This is a genomic window from Salipiger aestuarii (assembly GCF_003259905.1).
GTDB classification, from domain to species: Bacteria; Pseudomonadota; Alphaproteobacteria; order Rhodobacterales; family Rhodobacteraceae; genus Salipiger; species Salipiger aestuarii.
Genome location: NZ_QLMG01000011.1, coordinates 23124 through 41229 on the forward strand (window position 1 = coordinate 23124; position 18106 = coordinate 41229).

Annotated in this window: 16 protein-coding genes; 5 read left to right on the forward strand and 11 right to left on the reverse strand. The window is 64.1% G+C overall.

Annotated elements, in window-relative coordinates; all coding sequences use genetic code 11:
- Positions 1-19: 19 nt before the first annotated feature.
- Positions 20-715 (reverse strand): anti-sigma factor, encoded by a 696-nt coding sequence (locus tag ATI53_RS08025; RefSeq protein WP_111550154.1) that lies wholly within the window; start codon positions 713-715, stop codon positions 20-22.
- Positions 712-1221: a sigma-70 family RNA polymerase sigma factor gene (locus ATI53_RS08030; protein ID WP_375342733.1), complete on the reverse strand. Its 510-nt coding sequence runs from the start codon at positions 1219-1221 to the stop codon at positions 712-714. Before ATI53_RS08030 ends, ATI53_RS08025 begins: the two co-directional genes overlap by 4 nt.
- 203 nt (positions 1222-1424) lie before the next feature.
- On the opposite strand from ATI53_RS08030, the gene cobS reads away from it, so the two are divergent.
- Entirely contained in the window at positions 1425-2408 is a 984-nt protein-coding gene (gene cobS / locus ATI53_RS08035) for a cobaltochelatase subunit CobS (RefSeq protein ID WP_009503566.1), read from the forward strand.
- Here the strand turns inward: cobS and ATI53_RS24625 are convergent.
- The 7 genes from ATI53_RS24625 to ATI53_RS08065 form a co-directional block, all read right to left on the reverse strand.
- Positions 2351-2725, reverse strand: a complete 375-nt coding sequence (locus tag ATI53_RS24625; protein WP_511223674.1) for a hypothetical protein — start codon at positions 2723-2725, stop codon at positions 2351-2353. The two genes, cobS and ATI53_RS24625, sit on opposite strands and share 58 nt — an antisense overlap.
- Complete coding sequence (locus ATI53_RS23230; protein ID WP_009503567.1) at positions 2670-2924, reverse strand: EF-hand domain-containing protein; 255 nt, start codon at positions 2922-2924, stop codon at positions 2670-2672. The genes ATI53_RS24625 and ATI53_RS23230 overlap by 56 nt, the downstream gene beginning before the upstream one ends.
- A gap of 235 nt (positions 2925-3159) precedes the next feature.
- Positions 3160-4065, reverse strand: a complete 906-nt coding sequence (locus ATI53_RS08045) for a fructose bisphosphate aldolase (RefSeq protein WP_009503568.1) — start codon at positions 4063-4065, stop codon at positions 3160-3162.
- Positions 4066-4153: 88 nt separating this feature from the next.
- Positions 4154-5506, reverse strand: a complete 1353-nt coding sequence (locus ATI53_RS08050; protein WP_111550156.1) for a cytochrome P450 — start codon at positions 5504-5506, stop codon at positions 4154-4156.
- Positions 5503-6741, reverse strand: a complete 1239-nt coding sequence (locus ATI53_RS08055; RefSeq protein WP_009503570.1) for a hypothetical protein — start codon at positions 6739-6741, stop codon at positions 5503-5505. The genes ATI53_RS08050 and ATI53_RS08055 overlap by 4 nt, the downstream gene beginning before the upstream one ends.
- 83 nt (positions 6742-6824) lie before the next feature.
- The gene (locus tag ATI53_RS08060) at positions 6825-7577 is read right to left on the reverse strand and encodes a cytochrome c biogenesis CcdA family protein (RefSeq protein ID WP_009503571.1); all 753 of its coding nucleotides are present in this window, start codon (positions 7575-7577) and stop codon (positions 6825-6827) included.
- 235 nt (positions 7578-7812) lie between these two features.
- Positions 7813-10713 (reverse strand): Rne/Rng family ribonuclease, encoded by a 2901-nt coding sequence (locus ATI53_RS08065; protein WP_111550157.1) that lies wholly within the window; start codon positions 10711-10713, stop codon positions 7813-7815.
- Between the two features lie 529 nt (positions 10714-11242).
- Here ATI53_RS08065 and ATI53_RS08070 point away from each other — a divergent pair.
- Positions 11243-11668 carry an OsmC family protein gene (locus ATI53_RS08070; RefSeq protein WP_009503573.1) on the forward strand — a complete coding sequence of 142 codons (426 nt, stop codon included), beginning with the start codon at positions 11243-11245 and terminating at the stop codon, positions 11666-11668.
- Positions 11669-11729: 61 nt separating this feature from the next.
- On the opposite strand, the gene ATI53_RS08075 is transcribed toward ATI53_RS08070, so the two are convergent.
- Positions 11730-12602, reverse strand: coding sequence for an NAD(P)-dependent oxidoreductase (locus tag ATI53_RS08075; RefSeq protein WP_009503574.1), 873 nt, complete (start codon positions 12600-12602; stop codon positions 11730-11732).
- 171 nt (positions 12603-12773) lie between these two features.
- Between ATI53_RS08075 and ATI53_RS08080 the strand changes: the two genes are divergently transcribed.
- Both ATI53_RS08080 and ATI53_RS08085 read left to right on the forward strand, forming a co-directional pair.
- Positions 12774-15239, forward strand: coding sequence for a penicillin acylase family protein (locus ATI53_RS08080; RefSeq protein ID WP_111550189.1), 2466 nt, complete (start codon positions 12774-12776; stop codon positions 15237-15239).
- Positions 15240-16202: a phosphotransferase family protein gene (locus ATI53_RS08085; protein WP_111550158.1), complete on the forward strand. Its 963-nt coding sequence runs from the start codon at positions 15240-15242 to the stop codon at positions 16200-16202.
- 39 nt (positions 16203-16241) lie between these two features.
- Here ATI53_RS08085 and recA read toward each other — a convergent pair whose 3' ends face one another.
- Positions 16242-17324, reverse strand: a complete 1083-nt coding sequence (gene recA / locus ATI53_RS08090) for a recombinase RecA (RefSeq protein WP_111550159.1) — start codon at positions 17322-17324, stop codon at positions 16242-16244.
- Positions 17325-17503: 179 nt separating this feature from the next.
- Here recA and ATI53_RS08095 point away from each other — a divergent pair, with 179 nt between their 5' ends.
- On the forward strand, positions 17504-18097 hold the full coding sequence (locus tag ATI53_RS08095; RefSeq protein ID WP_009503578.1) for a hypothetical protein: 594 nt from the start codon (positions 17504-17506) through the stop codon (positions 18095-18097).
- Positions 18098-18106: the final 9 nt, after the last annotated feature.

Sequence of the window (18106 nt, forward strand, 5' to 3'; positions counted from 1 at the left end):
GGCCTTTTGCATTCGTGCCTTATTCGTCGCGCGGCGCCATCTGTCCCAGCGAGATCACCGGTCCTGTCGCCTGCCCTGTCGGAGAGCCGCCTTCGGGTTCATCCGAAATGGCGATCCCGGCCCCCGGCAATTGTGCGGCTATCTCATCGGACACCGGAATTTCGGTCAGCCCGTCTTGGGCCACAAGCCCGATGGAAACCGGGGTGTCGCCGGCTTCGGGAATCATCCAGATTTCAAGCGACCGGCCCTCGGGATAATCGCCCGCATCGCGGCGCACCATGAAGGTCTGGCTGGACGGTGCGTAATGCGCCAGCAACACCAGCCCGCGCGACGGCGTTTCAAGATCGGCCCACAGGTCGGGGTCGTCGTCAAAGCCCAGAAGCCCGCTGACGTTGACCGTCCAGGCAATCGCCCCGGCAGTGACCGCGCCAAGCAGATAGGGCATGATCTGCCCCACAAGCGACCGGCGCGCCCTCCCGAACAGCTGCGCCTCAAGCCGGCGCAAGACCTGCGGCGGTGCGGCGACATCTTCGATCGGGGCGGTGAGCGTGGCGAAATATTCCTGCCAGGCCGCGACATCCTGTTCAAGGTCGCGGTCCTGCGCAAGACGCCGTTCAAAGGCGGAAACCTCGTCCTCGGCGAGCAGCCCGAGCACGTATTCCGCCGCCGCAGCTTCCCAGCCGCCCGGCAGATCCGTATCCGCTGCCCCGGTCATCGGCTCAGGCACTCCCTCAGTTGCATCAGGCTGCGTCGCAGCCATGTTCGTACAGTGTTGAGCTTGGTGCCAGTGGCATCGGCAAGCTCGGCATAGGTTGCGCCGTCCAGATAGGCGCGCCGGACCATTTCGGCCCGTTCGGGCGGCAGTTCGGACATGCACAGATGCAGCGCCCGCGCCTCGCCGCGTGCCTCGGCCTGTTGCGCCGCCCCCGGCGCCGGATCGGCGATCAGGTCGGCGGCGTCGATCGGCGACGTGCGCCGCCGCCCGCCCGCGTCGCGCGCGCGCCTGCGGTCGACGGCGGTGTTGCGCGCCAGCGTAATCAGCCAGGTCATCGGTGAATATCCGTTGACGCGGTATTGTCCGGCGCGGGTCCAGATCTTGGCATAAGCCTCCTGCAGCGCCTCTTCTGCCAGGGCGCGGTCGTCCAAGACACGCAGGCAAACACCAAAGAGTTTCGCGGACGTGCGCCCGTAAAGCGTGCGAAACGCCGTACGGTCGCCCATCGCGATACGGGAGATGAGATCTTCGATCTCGATATGGGAAGTACTCACGATGGGCTTGCCTGCGGGGTCATTCGTCGCGCAAAGCCTATCGCGGCAACACGGCTTGGGCAAACCCCAATGCGGTCGCCGGGCGCTCTTGCCCTTGCGCCGGATATGGGGCACCACGGGAGCGACAGGACATAGTTCAAGACCAGAGGCCCGAGATGAGCAGCGAGATCGACGTCAATGCGAAACCGACCGAAGAGATCGCGGTGCGCGAGGTGTTCGGCATCGACACCGACATGGTGGTTCATGGATTTTCCGACCGGACCGACCGCGTCCCCGACCTGGACAGTACCTACAAGTTCGACCCCGACACCACGCTGGCCATCCTCGCGGGGTTCCGCAACAACCGCCGCGTGATGATCCAAGGCTACCACGGCACCGGTAAATCGACCCATATCGAACAGGTGGCATCGCGCCTGAACTGGCCTGCGGTGCGGGTGAACCTGGACAGCCACATCAGCCGGATCGACCTGATCGGCAAGGACGCCATCAAGCTGGTCGATGGCAAGCAGACCACCCAGTTTCAGGAAGGCATCCTGCCCTGGGCGCTGCGCAACCCCTGCGCCATCGTGTTCGATGAATACGACGCGGGCCGCGCCGACGTCATGTTCGTGATCCAGCGGGTTCTGGAAACCGACGGCAAGCTGACGTTGCTGGATCAGAACCAGGTGCTGACCCCGCACAAGTATTTCCGCATCTTCGCGACGGCGAACACGGTCGGTCTTGGCGATACGACAGGTCTGTATCACGGCACCCAGCAGATCAACCAGGGCCAGATGGACCGCTGGTCGCTGGTGGCCACGCTGAACTATCTGTCGATCGACGCCGAGGTGAACATCGTCCTGTCCAAAGCGCCGCATTACAACAACGAAAAGGGTCGCAGGACCATCCGCCAGATGGTCACCGTGGCCGATTTCACCCGCCGCGCGTTTATGAACGGCGAACTGTCGACGGTGATGTCGCCTCGCACGGTGATTGCCTGGGCGCAGAACGCCGAGATTTTCCGCAACGTGGGCTATGCGTTCCGGCTGTCGTTCCTGAACAAGTGCGACGAGCTTGAGCGCCAGACCGTGGCCGAGTTCTATCAGCGTTGCTTTGACGAGGAACTGCCCGAAAGCGCGGCGAGCCTCAGCATCACATAACGCCTGCGGTTTGCATCGACGCGCCCGGTGACCGATTCCGCCCGCGTGGATGTCACCACAACTTCCGCCTGCGTGGATGTCACCACAACTTCCGGCCGCGTGGATGTCACCACGACTTCCGGCCGCGTGGATGTCACCACGACTTCCGGCCGCGTGGATGTCACCACGACGCGCCGGTTGCACATTGCGCGGCAGGAGCGATTCCGATCCGTGGCCGCGGATGTTTTACGCGGCGTTGCAGACGGCGCGCGCGTAAGGCCACTAGATCGCCCAGGATTGCTGCAGCACCCCCCTGGCGCGGGCGAGCGCAAGTTCACGCTCGTCCAGCCGGCCGTTTCCGTCGGCGTCCATGCGCAGGAAATCGTCGGTCGACACTTCGGGCCATGCGCGCATCACTTCTTGTGGCGAAAGCGCACCGTCATGGTCCAGATCCGCATCCAGCCCGACCCAGTCTCCGGCAATGGCGACGGATGCCGCAAGGCCAAGCGCGGCAACTGCTGCAAGTCGTTCCAACATCGCGACCCCCTCTCCCCCCGGCCATCCCGAATTGCACGGGCTGCGCGCCGCCCCGTAGCAGAGAACGCGCGCGCGAGGCCATGGGGTTTGCGCGGTCGGGATCGGGGCCGGCAAGGGATCGCCGATGTGCCTTCGGGGTTTGCGCGACGCCCCGCGCATTCATCGGTCATTCCGCGCAAAAAAGGGCCCGAACCGCGTGCGGTCGGGCCCTTTGTTTTGCAGCATCGGGATCGGATCAGATCGACGCGCGGTAGATCTTGTCGATATTGCTGCCCAGCAGCGCGTTGAAATCATCGTCGGACTGCTTTTTCGACAGACCTTCGGCAAGGGCGCGGCTGAACGAGGCGATCATCTTGGGCTGTTTGGACAGACGTTCGCAGGCGTCATCGGTCTTGTACCCGCCCGACAGCGCAACGACGCGCACGCACCGCGGGTGATCGGCCAGATCGTCATACAGCCCGGCGACGGTCGGAATGGTAAGCTTGATCATCACGTCTTCGCCCTCGGCCAACTGGTCCAGATGCGCCATGAGTTCAGCCCTCAGAATCTCTTCGGCTTCGGCCTTGGTGGGCGAATTGATGTCGACCTCGGGTTCCATGATCGGCACCATTCCGGCGGCGATCACCATCTTGCCGACCTCGACCTGCTGGTCGACGATGGCCTTGATCCCGGCGGCGTTCGCCTCGTGGATGACCGAACGTTCCTTGGTTCCGAAAATCCCGAAATCCTGCGCCGCCTCGGTCAGCAGCGCCTCCAGCCCCGGCATCGGTTTCATCATCTGCACGCCATCGGCCTTATCCGCCAGGCCCTTGTCGATCTTCAGAAACGGCACAACGCCGCGCTTTTCCCAAAGATACTGCGCGGTGGGCAGGCCCTCGATCTCGGCGCGCATGGTGCGTTCGAACAGGATCGCGCCCAGTACTTTTTGATCTGTGAAATCGGGGGCGGTGATGATCCGCGTGCGCATCTTGTGGATCTCGCCGTACATCTCGGCTTCGCCCGCGTATTCGCTTTCCTCGACGCCATATTGCAGCAGCGCTTTTGGGGTCGATCCGCCCGACTGGTCAAGTGCGGCGATGAACCCCTTGCCGGTGTGCATCTGCTCTTTCTGCTTTGCGAAAACGGCCTTGTCCTGAGCCATGAAGATCCCTCTCCCATGAGAAAATGTCATTCTTGAAAGGCTTAGACCAAGCGTTCGGGGATGGGTAGCATCCAGATCAAGTTTAACGCTAACGCCGGTCGACTTTCAGCACGATGCCGCCGCGCGAGCGCACGGTCAGAAAGGCGACCGGCTCGGGCACCGTTTCGGGAAATGCCGAAATACGCAGATCGCGCAGCAGCAGCGACAGTAGCAGCGGCCCCTCGACCATGGCAAAGCCCGCCCCCGTGCAGACGCGCGGACCCGACGAGAACGGCATATAGGCATCGCGGGCGCATTGCCGCCCGTTTTCGGTGCCCCAGCGCGCCGGGTCAAATTCGTCAGGGCGATCCCACAGCCGTTCGTGCCGGTGCTGATGCCAGGGGCTAAGCACGATCTGCGCACCCCTGGGCACATCCCTGCCCCTGAACCGTTCGGGGCAGCGGGTTTCGCGCACCATCATCGGCACCGGCGGATACAGCCGCAGCGTTTCGCGAAACACATCGCGCGACACCCTGAGCCTGGCCATGTCGGCAAAGTCGGGACTGTCGCCAAGCTGGCGCGCCTCATCCGCGACGGCCGTCTGCCAGTCGGGATGGGTGGCCAGCAGATACAGCGCCCAGGCCAGCGCAGACGCACTGGTTTCATGTCCCGCCAGAAAGAAGATCGCGACCTGATCGACCATCTCGGCGGTCGAAAAGGTTGCGCCGGTTTCAGGGTCGCGCGTGGTCATGATCTTGGTCGCCAGATCGTCCGGGGCGCTGCCCGAAGCGATTTCGGCGCGGCGACGTTCGGTCAGTTCAGTGATAAGCGCGCGGATGCGTCGCGCCGCCGCTTTGGTTTGCCTGCGATGGAACCGGGGCAGCCAGCGCGGCAACGGCAGGAAAGCGGCCAGGTTCAGGATCGGCTGGCTGCGCTGATAGGTCTTGAATTCATGGAACACCGCCGAGGCGATCTGGTCCTCGATCGGAAGCGAGAACAGCGTGCGAAAGATGATGTCGGCGGCGGCATGGCTGGTCTGTTCCTCGATCTCGACGGTGTCGCCGACACGCGCCGCCAGACGGGAGCGCGCCGCCTGGCTTGCCGCCCACATCGCGGGATAGGTTTCGCGCAGCCGCCCGCCCTCGAAGGCGGGGTCGATGATGCGCCGTTGCCGCAGCCAGGTGTCGCCATTGGTCAGAAACACCGACTCGCCGAGCAACGGGCGCAGCCCTTCGGCGATGCGCGAGGATTTGGGAAAATCCATCGGGCGGTCCTTCAGCACGGTCTTGACCAGATCGGGCTGATTGATCAGGTAACTGCGAAAGAACGGCGTGCGGAACTCCGCCATCCACGCGCGGTACAGCCGCGCCGGTTGCGCCGACAGGATGTCCTGGCGAAACAGCCTGAGGTACCGAAAAAGCGACGCACGACCAGACCGCGAGGGGGGCTTGGGCGGGATCACGGGCGCACCGACGTGAACTTGCTGGCCGCCACGTCGATGCGGCTGGCCGACGGCGGCCGGCCCGCATAGCGCGTCGCCAGCGACAGCGGCCCGGCCGTGATGCGGAAATAATCGTAATCGAGCGGCCGGTCAAAGGCGCAAAGATACTGGAAATGCAAGCGAAAAAAGCGCCAGCGCAACCTGGCCCATGTTTCTGGGGTAAGGGATTTGGTGAATTGCGCCGAAAACACCAGCGGCCAGCGCTTGTCATCCGGCGCAACGCCGCTGACCGCGACCGGATCGCACAAGGCAAAGGCACAGCCATCGCCCGGCGCGGTCACATCCACCCAGGTCAGATCGCCGCACGCCGACAGCCAGGCCAGATCCGCCCGCAACCGCCAGGCGCCGCGCAGGAAGGACACCATCGGCACCACCTGCCCCAGGCTCAGGAACGCCAGCCGCGGTCCCCCCTTCGGCATCCGCCCCGCGCGCAGCACATCCGCCAGAATCGACACCGCCAGATGCGCGCCAGAACTATGTCCGACCACCAGCACCTCGTCGACATCCTGCGTCAGCGCCTGCGCGACGGTGTCGGCAAACTGCGCCATGCGCTGTTCCAGAGGGGGCGGATTGGCCCCCCTGGACTGCGCCGAATAGGCGTAGTCATGCATCAGGTAATATGCGTAGAATTTGCCGTCCCTGGCCTTGAACCACCGCAGGACTGCCACCGTGAGCGCGCCCCAGACAAGCGCCCCGATCAGCGTCGCGCCCCAGCCGATCCACGGCGCGCTCAGCCCGATGAGCGCAAAACCTGCCCCACCGGCGGCAAGCGCCAGCACCAGCTGCAGGATCAGCGCGCCCACCGGATAAAGCGCCGCGATCACCGGCCCCTTGCGCAGACGCATCAGGCGGCGCAGCGCGCCGGTGACGATGTATTCCCAGGATGTGCGCAGCAATTGCAGATAGGTCGCCGCAATGGTGTTCGACATGCTGCCGCGCACGATGTCGGACCAGACCAGAACCTCGACCTCGGCATGGGTGGTTGCGCCGTCCTGAACGCTGTCCACCTGCCAGCCATAGGCGCCGCCGCCGGTCTTGGGGCTGAGCGTGATGTCATAGCCAGAAATCGCCGCCTGCGCTGCGGCTTCCTTGCGATAAAGCTCGCGATAGCGGCGCGGGTGAATCGGATCGTAGCCGGGGATGTAGAACACCCGCCGCCGCCTGACCTCTTGCGTGTGTGAATCCGTGTCGACCATGCCTGCCCCAGCTTGTCCCAGCCTGTCGCGAGTCTGACCCTAACGGATCACAAGGGCAAGAGAGCGGCGCGCGCCTGGCGCGATCAGCCCAGTTCGGCAAGTCCTGGAAAGGTGTCCAGCAACCAGAAGGAAAACGCCGAAAACGCGCCGGTCAGCAACGCCAATCCGACGGCGATCAGCAGCAAGCCCATGGCCTTTTCGATGAGGCCCATGTGCCGCTTGATCCGGTTCATCAGCCCCATCGCACGGCTGAGAAAGACCGCCGCCAACAAAAAGGGCAGCCCAAGACCGATGGCGTACACCCCCAAAAGCGCGGTCCCGCGGGCGATTGACGCTTCGGACGCCGCCAGCGACAGGATGGCGCCAAGTTGCGGCCCGATGCAGGGCGTCCAGCCAAAGGCGAAGGCGAGGCCCAGGATATAGGCGCCAAAGGCCGACCCACCGCTTTCGCCGGTCTCGATCCGTGCCTCTCGATCAAGGAACGGGATTCGAAAGACATGCAGGAAATGCAGCCCGAAAACGATCACCACGACACCGGAAATCCGTGCCATAAGCACCTGGTTTTGCAAAAAGAACATGCCAAGCCAGGATGCCGTGAACCCCAGCAGCACGAAAACCGTGCTCAGCCCGAGCACAAAGAACAGCGCCGTGACAAAGGCCCGCATCCGCGCACGTCCCCCCGCCTGCATCTCCGACAGGCTGACCCCCGACATGAAGGCCAGATAGGGCGGCACGATGGGCAGCACACAGGGGCTGAGAAACGAGATGACGCCAGCGGCGAGCGCCACGAGCATCGCCGGCGCGAGGCTGGCATCTATGAGGTCGATTCCGAACATGTCGCATGGGTAGAATATATTGCGCGTCCGGTCACGCGCGGAACTGTCACATCAGCGTGGACCATCGTTTTGTGTCGGCATCGGGCCAGACCGGAGCCTGGCGCGGCCCCGACGAGCGCGATGCACGGCGCGCGGGCTTGCCATTCTCAGGCGCGCGAACCGTAAGGGGCGGCACGAAAAAACGCCCCGGAGATACCGGGGCGTTCAGGGTCACTGACCGGATCAAGGGCTGCAATCAGCCGCCCTGAGACCACCAGCCACGCCGCTTGGGTTTGTCCGCCTCGCCAACCGCATCGGTTTCGGCAGCTTCGGCCTCGGGCGCGCCCTGAGGTTCGCTCGGCGTCTGGCGATCCGGCTCTGTCGTGGCCGAAACGGCAGGCGCGTCCGCCGGTGCGGGGGCGTTGGCCGCGGGGTGTTCGACCACATGCACTGGTTCTGGCTGAACGGGCTCGGGCGGAACGGGCTGGGACTGAACGGGCTGGGACTGAACGGGTTCGGCGGCCTGTTCGTCGGGCGCGGGCTCTGGCGATGCCGCGGGTTCGGGCGCGACCTCCTCGGGCCGGGCCGCAACTTCGGCGGTGTCGACAACCGGTTCCGCGACCTCGGCGACCGGCTGTTGCGGCGCTTCGGACGCGGCTTCAACCTCAGGCTGTTCGGCGACAGGCTGTTCGGCAGCCGGTTCCGACGCCTCGATCCCGGCAGCGGACTCAACCGCGGCCTCGGTCGACAATGCCTGTTCGGGGGACGCCGTCTCATCCGCGACCTTGGGCTTGCGGGTGCGCGACCGGCGGCTACGGGTGCGCTTGGGCTTGGTCTCTTCGGTCTCGCCCGTGGCCTCCTCTGCGGTGTTGTCCGCGCCATTTGCAGCGTCGTCCGCCCCGGCAGCCGGTTCGGCAGCTGTTTCACCAGGCGTGCCCGCATCCGCGGACGCGTCCTCGAACTCGTCGCCGGTCTCATCCGAGCCGTTTTCTTTGCTCTTGGAGCGCGAGCGGCGGCGGCGGCGGCGGCGCTTCCTGGGCTTTCCGTCCTCATCCGTATCGGAGTCGGTCTCGGGGGACGGCGCGGGCGCTGCCTGCGTTTCCTCCTCGGTCTCGGTTTCGATGTCGTCCTCGGTGGTATCGAAATCCTCGTCGATGTCATCCATCAGCGTGGTGTCGACCGAAACCACGGGGGCCACGATCTCGGGGACGGTGCGCGTCGCGGTCTTGAATTTCTCCATCGAGAAATCCGGAGACACCAGATGCACGTCACCCTCGATACGCACGGACATGCCGTAGCGCGCCTCGATCATCGCGATATGTTCGCGCTTCTGGTTCATCAGATAGTTGGCGATGCTGACCGGACATTTCAGCAGAACTTCGCGCGACCGGCCGCGGGTGCCTTCCTCTTCGACCTGGCGCAGGATGTTCAGCGCCATGTTGTCATCGGATCGCACAAGGCCGGTGCCGTGGCAGGCGTGGCAGGGCTGGGTCGTCGCCTCGATCATGCCGGGGCGCAAACGCTGGCGCGACATTTCCAGCAGGCCAAACCCGGAGATCCGGCCGACCTGGATGCGGGCGCGGTCTGTCTTGAGCTTGTCCTTGATCTTTTTCTCGACGGCGGTGTTGTTCTTGCGCTCGTCCATGTCGATGAAGTCGATGACGATCAGACCGGCAAGGTCGCGCAGACGCAGCTGGCGCGCCACTTCTTCGGCAGCCTCAAGGTTGGTCTTGAGCGCGGTTTCCTCGATCGAGCCTTCCTTGGTGGCCCGGCCCGAGTTGACGTCGATCGCCACGAGCGCCTCGGTCACACCGATGACGATATAGCCGCCGGATTTCAACTGAACCGTCGGGTTGAACATCGAGCTGAGGTAGCTTTCCACCTGATAGCGGGCAAAAAGCGGCATGGTTTCAGCGTATTGCTTCACGTTCTTCGCGTGGGACGGCATGATCATTTTCATGAAGTCCTTGGCGATGCGATAGCCCTTTTCGCCCTCGACATGCACCTCGTCGATCTCGCGGTTGTAAAGGTCGCGGATCGAACGCTTTATCAGGTCGCCTTCTTCATAGATCTTGGCGGGCGCGATGGATTTCAGCGTCAGTTCGCGGATCTGTTCCCACAGGCGCTGAAGGTATTCGTAATCGCGCTTGATCTCGGTCTTGGTCCGCTTGGCGCCGGCGGTGCGGATGATAAGACCCGCGCCCCTGGGCACGTCGATTTCGGTCGCGATCTGCTTGAGCTTGGAGCGGTCGGCGGCGTTGGTGATCTTGCGCGAGATGCCGCCGCCACGGGCGGTGTTGGGCATCAGAACGCAGTAGCGCCCCGCAAGCGACAGGTAAGTGGTCAGCGCGGCGCCCTTGTTGCCGCGTTCTTCCTTGACGACCTGCACAAGCAGGATCTGCCGCACCTTGACGACTTCCTGAATCTTGTACTTGCGCGGCCGGGGCTTGCGCTTGGGCCGGATGTCTTCCTCGGTGTCGTCATCGGCGACGGATTCGATGCTGTCATCGTCGTGTGCGTCGCCGTTGTCATCGTCGCCGCCATCGTCATCGTCCGTGTCGTCGTCGGTTTGGTCATCGGATCCGGCATCGTCGATGCCCGGTGCTGTGACCTCGGCCGCGTCCTGAACCGGCGCGGTCGGAACGGTCGCGACATCCTCGTGGCCGGTCGCGGCCATCGGTTCGGTCGCGTCCCCAGCTTCGGCCCCCTCATCGAGGTCTATGGTTTCCATCCCCGAAATCTCGGAGACCTCGGCGCTGGCAATCTTGTCGTCGGCGTTGGTCTTTTCCGCCTTGGTGCGCGACCGCGACCGGCGCGAGCGCGAACTGCGCTTGGGCTTTTCCTCTTCTTCCGCGTCCGCCTCGGCGGCAAGCGCGGCCTCTTCTTCCATCAGCGCCTTACGGTCGGCGACGGGGATCTGGTAGTAATCGGGGTGAATTTCCGAAAACGCCAGAAATCCGTGGCGGTTGCCGCCGTAATCGACAAATGCCGCCTGAAGCGACGGCTCTACCCGCGTGACTTTCGCGAGATAGATATTGCCGGCAAGCTGGCGCTTGTTTTCCGATTCGAAGTCGAATTCCTCGACCTTGTTTCCGTCGACCACCACGACGCGGGTTTCCTCCGCGTGGGTGGCGTCGATGAGCATCTTCTTGGCCATGTTGTCCGTCTGCACGGCGCAAGCGCCCCCGACCTGCCCGTAGGCGGTTTCAGCGGTGTCGCGGCGTGGCTTGTCTGGGCGAGTTGCGGCGCGCAGGCACGGGAAGGCGATACGCCTTCACCCGGGTGCCTCAACTGCGTCGCACGCTTCATCGCGTTTCTTCTCCGACGCATGTCCGCCTGTCCCGTTTCCGGTCAGGGCGCCTGCGCCTGTTTGCGGCCCGCCGCCGGAAAGGCGGGTCGGGCGGTCTTCGGTTGGCCTTGCGGCCCGATCGGTCTGCGACGGCTTCCTTGATGGGGACGCGGCGGCGCAGCGAAACTTTCAGGGTCGATGCGGGTGCAAAGACCTCTCTTGCAGCATAGGGGATGGGGTGTGGAAAAGACAACAAGCAATGTGGCGCCCCGCCGGGCACTGACGCGACTTTCTTCGCCTCAGGCGCGAAAGCCATGCAACCTGCATTGCCCTGCCCGCGTTTGGCCCCCAAGCGCCGCAAGACCGGCAGCGGACAACGACCACAAAGGAGCACGACATGATCGATAAAAAGGGATCGGCGCACTGGAAGGGCGGCCTCAAGGACGGGACCGGCACGATTTCAACCGGCTCCGGTGCGCTTGATGGCGTCAACTACGGGTTCAACAAGCGGTTCGAAGGCGCAGCGGGGTCCAACCCCGAAGAACTGATCGCCGCGGCACATGCGAGCTGCTTTTCCATGGCGCTGAGCATGATCCTGGGCGACGCGGGATTGACCGCGGACGACATTTCGACCGAAGCGACCGTGTCGCTTGAACAGAAAGACGACGGGTTCGCGGTGACCAAAAGCCACCTGGTGGTGCGTGCCACGGTTCCCAACGCCTCCGAACAGGAGTTCGCCGATGCGGCCAACGCAGCCAAGGCGAACTGCCCGATTTCCAAACTGCTGAACGCGGAAATCACCATGGAGGCAACGCTCGGCTAGGCCGAAACCTGTCTGCCGGCGTCCGGGATCGCCGGGCGCCGCATTTTTATGCGCGCGCCGGTCAGCCGAACGCCCTGAGCCGTTTCAGCAAGCTTGATGTGTCCCAACGCCCGCCACCCATCTGCTGCACGTCCTTGTAGAACTGATCGACCAGCGCGGTGACCGGCAACGAGGCGCCGCTCTCTTCGGCCGTGGCAAGACAGATCGCAAGATCCTTGCGCATCCAGTCTACTGCAAACCCATGTTCGAACTCGTCCGCCAGCATGGTCTCGGAGCGGTTGACCATCTGCCACGATCCCGCAGCGCCACCGCCGATCACCTCGACGACCGCGCGCGCGTCGATGCCCGCCTTTTCAGCAAAGGCCAGCCCTTCGGACAGCCCCTGTACCAGCCCGGCGATGCAGATCTGATTGACGCTTTTGGCAATCTGCCCGGCGCCGCTGTCGCCAATCCGCCGGAAAAGCTTGGAATAGGCGGCAATCATCGGCGCGGCAGCGTCGCAGTGCGACTGGTCACCGCCGCACATCACCACGAGCTGGCCGTTTTCCGCGCCCGCCTGCCCGCCGGACACTGGCGCATCGACAAACCCCTTGTCCTGCTCGGCCGCGATGGCGTGCAATTCGCGCGTGACCATCGGGCTGACGGTGGTGTGATCGACAAAGACCGCACCGCCCGACATCCCCGCAAAGGCGCCGTCCGCCCCAAGGCAAACGTTGCGCAGATCGTCGTCGTTGCCGACGCAGGCCATGACGAAATCTGCCCCCTGCGCGGCCTCGCACGGGGTCGATGCCGCCCTGCCGCCGTGCTGCGCGGTCCATCTTCCGGCCTTGGCCGCGGTGCGATTGTAAACGGTGACCTCGTGCCCCGCAGCGATCAGATGTCCCGCCATGGGGTACCCCATGACCCCAAGCCCCAGAAATGCGCATTTCGACATGGTTCAATCTCCCGTTATCGCGGATGTCGCGCGGACCTTCGCCGCTGGACCGGGCCTTGGCAAGGGGGCGGCGAGGCGGTAATCCCCGGAGCCATGGTCCGTATCAGGGCGCTGACGACACCGGATCAGGGCGCAGGCGACACCGGGCCGGGGACAAGGGGCAACGACCGCATGGCGACACTCTTCCGATGGCTGCTGAGGCTGGCAAGCACGGCGATCGTCCTTGCCGTGATCGCGGTTGCGCTGGTCTATTACCTCGCGGCGCGCTCTCTGCCCGAGTATGACAAGACGCTTGCGGTCGATGGCATCGGCGCCGAAATCGAGATCGTGCGCGACAATTCCGCCGTGCCGCATATCTTTGCCGAGTCGGATACGGACGCGTTTTTCGGGCTGGGCTATGCCCATGCGCAGGACCGGCTGTGGCAGATGATCCTGATGCGGCGTACCGTGCAGGGGCGGCTGTCCGAGGTGTTCGGGCAGCGCACGCTTGAGACCGACATCCTGCTGCGGCGGCTTGATCTTTATACGCTCGCGACGCGCTCGGTCGCCGCGCAGGAACCGCAGGCACTGGGCGCGCTGCGGGCCTATTCCGCCGGAGTCAACGCCCGCATCGCCGAGATCAACGACCAGAGCCTGGGACGTGGCGCGCCGGAATTCTTCGTGTTCGACGCCCCGATCGCGCCCTGGCAACCCGCTGACAGCATCGCGCTGGTCAAGCTCATGGCGCTGCAATTGTCGGGCCAGTTCCGCGATGAAATCCTGCGCGCGCGCGCCTCGTTGCAACTGCCCGATCCGGACCGCCTGGCCGACATCCTGCCCGACATCCCCGGTGACGGGACGGCCGCGTTGCCGTCATATGCCAGCCTGGTGCCGGACGCACGGATGCCGCGCTTTGCCGCCGCGCCCGAACGGGACGATCCGCTGTCGCCAGTGCCACGGCGCGGCCTTGCGGGGGCGTCCAACGTCTGGGCGGCAGCGCCCGAGCGTTCCGCAGGCGGCGGCACCCTGCTGGCGAACGACCCGCATCTGGGCCTGACTGCGCCATCGACCTGGTATCTGGCGCGGCTTCAGTTGCAGGAGGGCGGCGTCATCGGCGGCACCATCCCCGGCATTCCCGCGGTGATGCTTGGCCGGTCCCAAAGCCTCGCCTGGGGCATAACCTCGTCGTATCTTGACGATCAGGACCTGCACCTCGAAGAGCTGAACCCGGACGATCCGCAACAATACCGCACCCCGGACGGCTGGGCGCGCTTTACCACCCGCCGCTCCATCATCGAAATCAAGGACGAGGCCCCCGTCACCGTCACCCTGCGCTGGACCGAAAACGGCCCCGTTCTGCCCGGACGGCGGTTCGGGCTGGACCGGATCACCCCGAGCGGCCATGTGATGAGCCTGAGCTGGACCGCATTGTCGCCCCAAGACACCTCGCTCAGCGGGGCGCTGCGCCTGATGCGGGCGCAAAGCGTCAACGAGGCGTTGGGCGCCACCGGACTTTACATCGCGCCGTCCCAGATGCTGTCGGTGATCGACGCCGATCACATCGGCCTGAAACTGGTGGGCGCGATGCCCAGGCGCGACCGGGCGATGCAGGGTCAGGGGCGCCTTCCCTCGCCCGGCTGGATCGCCGCGAACCGCTGGCAGGGCATGTTTCCCGATACGGCAAATCCCGAATGGATCGACCCCGCCGGTGGCATCGTGGGCAACACCAACAACAAGATCGTCGATCGCGCCTTTCCCGACCACGTCAGCTTTGACTGGGGCGACAGCCAGCGCGTCACCCGTTGGACGCAGCTGATGCAGGGCCGGCAGGTCCACACCCGCGACAGCTTTGTCGAAGCGCAGCTTGACACCGTATCGCCTGCCGCGCGCACGCTGTTGCCGCTGATCGGACGCGACCTGTGGTACACCGGCGAGGCCGCCCCCGAGGGTACTCCGGAACGCCAACGCCAAAGGGCGCTGGACCTGCTTGCCAACTGGAACGGCGAGATGAACGAACACATGCCCGAGCCGCTGATCTATGCCGCCTGGCTGCGGGCGCTTCAGGACCGGCTGATCCGCGACGAGATCGGCCCGCTGGCGGACGAATTCGACCGTGTCGAACCGCTGTTCATCGAACGCGTGTTTCGCGACGTCGACGGCGCCGGTGCCTGGTGCGACGTGGTGCGCTCGGTCGCGACCGAAAGCTGTACCGACATCGCGCGGATGTCGCTGGACGACGCGCTGCTCTGGATCGTCGAACATTATGGCACCGCGCTGGAATCGCTGCGCTGGGGCGATGCGCATCAGGCGCTGCATCGACACGCGGTACTGGGCGAGGTGCCGGTGCTGCGCTATTTCGTCAACATCAGGCAAAACACCTCGGGCGGGGATTTCACCCTGCAACGCGGCGTCAGTTCGGCACAGGAGCCCGATCCGTTCCTGAACGTGCATGCCGCGACCTATCGCGGAGTCTATGATTTCGCCGATCCCGATTCATCTGTGTTCATCAGCTCGACCGGGCAGTCGGGCCATTTCCTGTCGCGTCACTACGACGACCTTGGCACCCTGTGGCGGCGTGGCGAATACGTCCCGATGTCGCTCGACGAAGACCTCGCGCGCGCGGCCTCGATCGGCGTCACACGTCTGGAGGCGCGCTAAGTGTCGACGCCCGAAGACGGCCCCGGCCCCGCGGCAACCCATATCGACATCCGGACCGCCCGCGATAGTGCCCGCCTGGCGCTTGCGCGTCACTGTCCGGCCGGGCGGTTCGGCCTTGGCAGTCTCAGGAACGCTGCTGCAGATCGCCGCGCACATGTGTTTTGCGCCGCCACGCCCGACGCACGATTGGTGGTCAAGGTTTTCGCCCCCGGCGGCGGCGACAAGGGCCGCGCCCAGTTTGCGCGACAGGATCTGGTGGCCACGGCCTTGCCCGGACGCGCGCCGGAAGTGCTTTTTTACGATGATGAGCTGCGCGTTCTGGGCATGCGCTATGTCGATGGCCCCAGCCTTGCCGAGATCTGGCCCACGCTCACCCCGCCCGAACAACTTGCCAAACTCGAACGTGCCGGAGACTGGCTCGCCGCGTTTCACGCGCTCACCGTCGCGCCGCACCCGTTTCGTCCGCGCGGACCGCTCGACTGGCTGATCGCGCTGGCCGAAAGCCACCGGCAGCGCCGCCGCGAGATTCCGGATTTCGCTGTGTTCGAGCAGCATGTCGCCGAGCTGCAAGGCGCTTTCCCACGGGTCCGGGGAACACCATCGCAGCGCGCGATCCTGCATCGGGACCTGCACCTGTCGAACCTGATGCAGACGCGCGACGGGCTTGTCGGACTCGACTTCGAAAACAACCGCCCGGATGAGCCGCTGCGCGATCTTGTCTGGCTGCTGGTGGACGCGATGGCCCGCGGCGACCCAGAGCAGCCCCCGCATCCCGCGGCAAGCGCACTGGCCGCTGGCTATCGCCAGATTGCGGCGCGGGCGGATGCAATGATTTTCATCCAGCGGCTTGTCGCGTTGGGGATCTGGGCCAACACCACCACCCGGCCATCGCAACACAACCTGGCGCGGTTCGTCGCGGCGCGCCAGGTTGCCGGGGTGAAAGAGCCGCTATTCCAGGTCTGAGCACGCCGCACCCGCACGGCGGCGCGCCACCGCCATGCGTCAGTCTTCGGTCAGAGCGCCGTCTTCGTCACGGCCCTCGGGGTCGGGCATATGGAAATCCAGGCCATGAGCAGCGCGGATCTTGTCCTCGATCTCCAGCGAGATGCGGGTATTTTCGCGCAGGTAATTCTTTGCGTTCTCACGCCCCTGGCCGATCCGCTCGTCGCCATACGAATACCACGCACCAGACTTGTCAACGACGCCCGCCTTGACGCCAAGATCAAGAAGTTCGCCCATCTTCGAGATACCTTCGCCATACATGATGTCGAATTCCACCTGTTTGAAGGGCGGCGCGACCTTGTTCTTGACAACCTTGACCCGCGTCTGGTTGCCCACCACCTCGTCGCGGTCCTTGATCGAACCGATGCGTCGAATATCAAGACGAACAGAGCTGTAAAATTTCAGAGCATTGCCGCCGGTTGTGGTTTCCGGAGATCCGAACATCACGCCGATCTTCATCCTGATCTGGTTGATGAAAACCACCATGCAGTTGGAACGGCTGATTGACCCGGTAAGTTTGCGCATGGCCTGGCTCATCAGCCTCGCATGCACGCCCACACTGGAATCGCCCATATCGCCTTCGAGTTCGCTCTTGGGCGTCAGCGCGGCGACCGAATCCACGACAACCAGGCTCACGGCGCCAGAGCGCACAAGCGTGTCGGTAATTTCAAGCGCCTGCTCGCCGGTATCAGGCTGGGAGATCAGCAGTTCGTCAAGATTGACCCCAAGCTTTCTGGCGTATTGCGGATCCAGGGCATGCTCGGCATCCACGAAGGCGCATACGCCGCCCTTCTTCTGTTCCTCGGCCACGACATGTAGTGTCAGGGTTGTCTTGCCCGAGCTTTCAGGGCCATAGATCTCGATGATCCGCCCCTTCGGAAGGCCCCCAATGCCAAGAGCGATATCCAGCCCGAGCGATCCGGTCGAGGTCGATTCGATGTCCTTGATTGCGTTTTCGCCACCAAGTTTCATGATCGAGCCTTTACCGAACTGGCGTTCGATCTGCGCGAGCGCCGAATCCAGCGCCTTTTGTCGGTCTGCGTTGCGCTTGCTGTCCATGTTGAGAAGATCTGCCGTTGCCATGTTTCTCGATCCTTATTCCACACCCGGCCTGGGGCGGCAATCGCTGGTTTTGTTCGCCACTTGTTCTGAACAAGATGAGATCAAACAGGGAACATTTCAAGTTAAATTTTCATGGACCAGCATGTGATCGTGAGGTTAAGAAGTTCTTTACATCGAAAAGAATACCAAGGAGTGCGCGCGTGCTGGTTTTCTGGAAACCCAGGTTGGTGCTGCTGGCGGTCCCGAAAACCGGCAGTTCAGCCTATGAACGGGCATTGGCGCCACATGCCTCCATGGCCGTTCTCGATCCTCCGGAACTGAAACACGCCCCCGTCTACCGCTACAACCGGTTCTTCAGGCCGATGTTCGACAAGATGGACGCCCCGGACATGGAGATCATGGCGGTTTTGCGCGAACCGATTTCGTGGCTTGGGTCCTGGTACAGATACCGCCAGAGAGCGTTTCTCGATTCAAAGCCGGTATCGACCAAAAATCTGAGTTTCGACAGCTTCGTGGATGCCTACGCCAGTGGCGACCGCCCGGCGTACGCGAATGTCGGCAGCCAGGCGAAATTTATCGAGCCTCGGCCAAACGGCACGGCGGTCACCTTGTTGTTCAAGTACGAAAACCAGGCTGCGATTAAGGCATTTCTTGAAACGCGCCTGGGGGTGACGCTTGATTTGCCGCGCATGAACGTGTCTCCGGATGCCAAGCTTCAGCTGACCGAACGCACCGAAGCAAAGCTGCGCCGGAATTGCGCGGCCGATTTTGAAGCCTGGGCGCGCGCCGGATGACCGTTTCGG

What these genes read in the sequence shown, in the direction of transcription:
- ATI53_RS08025 (WP_111550154.1), bottom strand. Translation starts at nt 715, where the DNA reads ATGACCGGGGCAGCGGATACGGATCTGCCGGGCGGCTGGGAAGCTGCG.
- ATI53_RS08030 (WP_375342733.1), bottom strand. Translation starts at nt 1,221, where the DNA reads ATGGGCGACCGTACGGCGTTTCGCACGCTTTACGGGCGCACGTCCGCG.
- cobS (WP_009503566.1), top strand. Translation starts at nt 1,425, where the DNA reads ATGAGCAGCGAGATCGACGTCAATGCGAAACCGACCGAAGAGATCGCG.
- ATI53_RS23230 (WP_009503567.1), bottom strand. Translation starts at nt 2,924, where the DNA reads ATGTTGGAACGACTTGCAGCAGTTGCCGCGCTTGGCCTTGCGGCATCC.
- ATI53_RS08045 (WP_009503568.1), bottom strand. Translation starts at nt 4,065, where the DNA reads ATGGCTCAGGACAAGGCCGTTTTCGCAAAGCAGAAAGAGCAGATGCAC.
- ATI53_RS08055 (WP_009503570.1), bottom strand. Translation starts at nt 6,741, where the DNA reads ATGGTCGACACGGATTCACACACGCAAGAGGTCAGGCGGCGGCGGGTG.
- ATI53_RS08060 (WP_009503571.1), bottom strand. Translation starts at nt 7,577, where the DNA reads ATGTTCGGAATCGACCTCATAGATGCCAGCCTCGCGCCGGCGATGCTC.
- ATI53_RS08065 (WP_111550157.1), bottom strand. Translation starts at nt 10,713, where the DNA reads ATGGCCAAGAAGATGCTCATCGACGCCACCCACGCGGAGGAAACCCGC.
- ATI53_RS08070 (WP_009503573.1), top strand. Translation starts at nt 11,243, where the DNA reads ATGATCGATAAAAAGGGATCGGCGCACTGGAAGGGCGGCCTCAAGGAC.
- ATI53_RS08075 (WP_009503574.1), bottom strand. Translation starts at nt 12,602, where the DNA reads ATGTCGAAATGCGCATTTCTGGGGCTTGGGGTCATGGGGTACCCCATG.
- ATI53_RS08080 (WP_111550189.1), top strand. Translation starts at nt 12,774, where the DNA reads ATGGCGACACTCTTCCGATGGCTGCTGAGGCTGGCAAGCACGGCGATC.
- recA (WP_111550159.1), bottom strand. Translation starts at nt 17,324, where the DNA reads ATGGCAACGGCAGATCTTCTCAACATGGACAGCAAGCGCAACGCAGAC.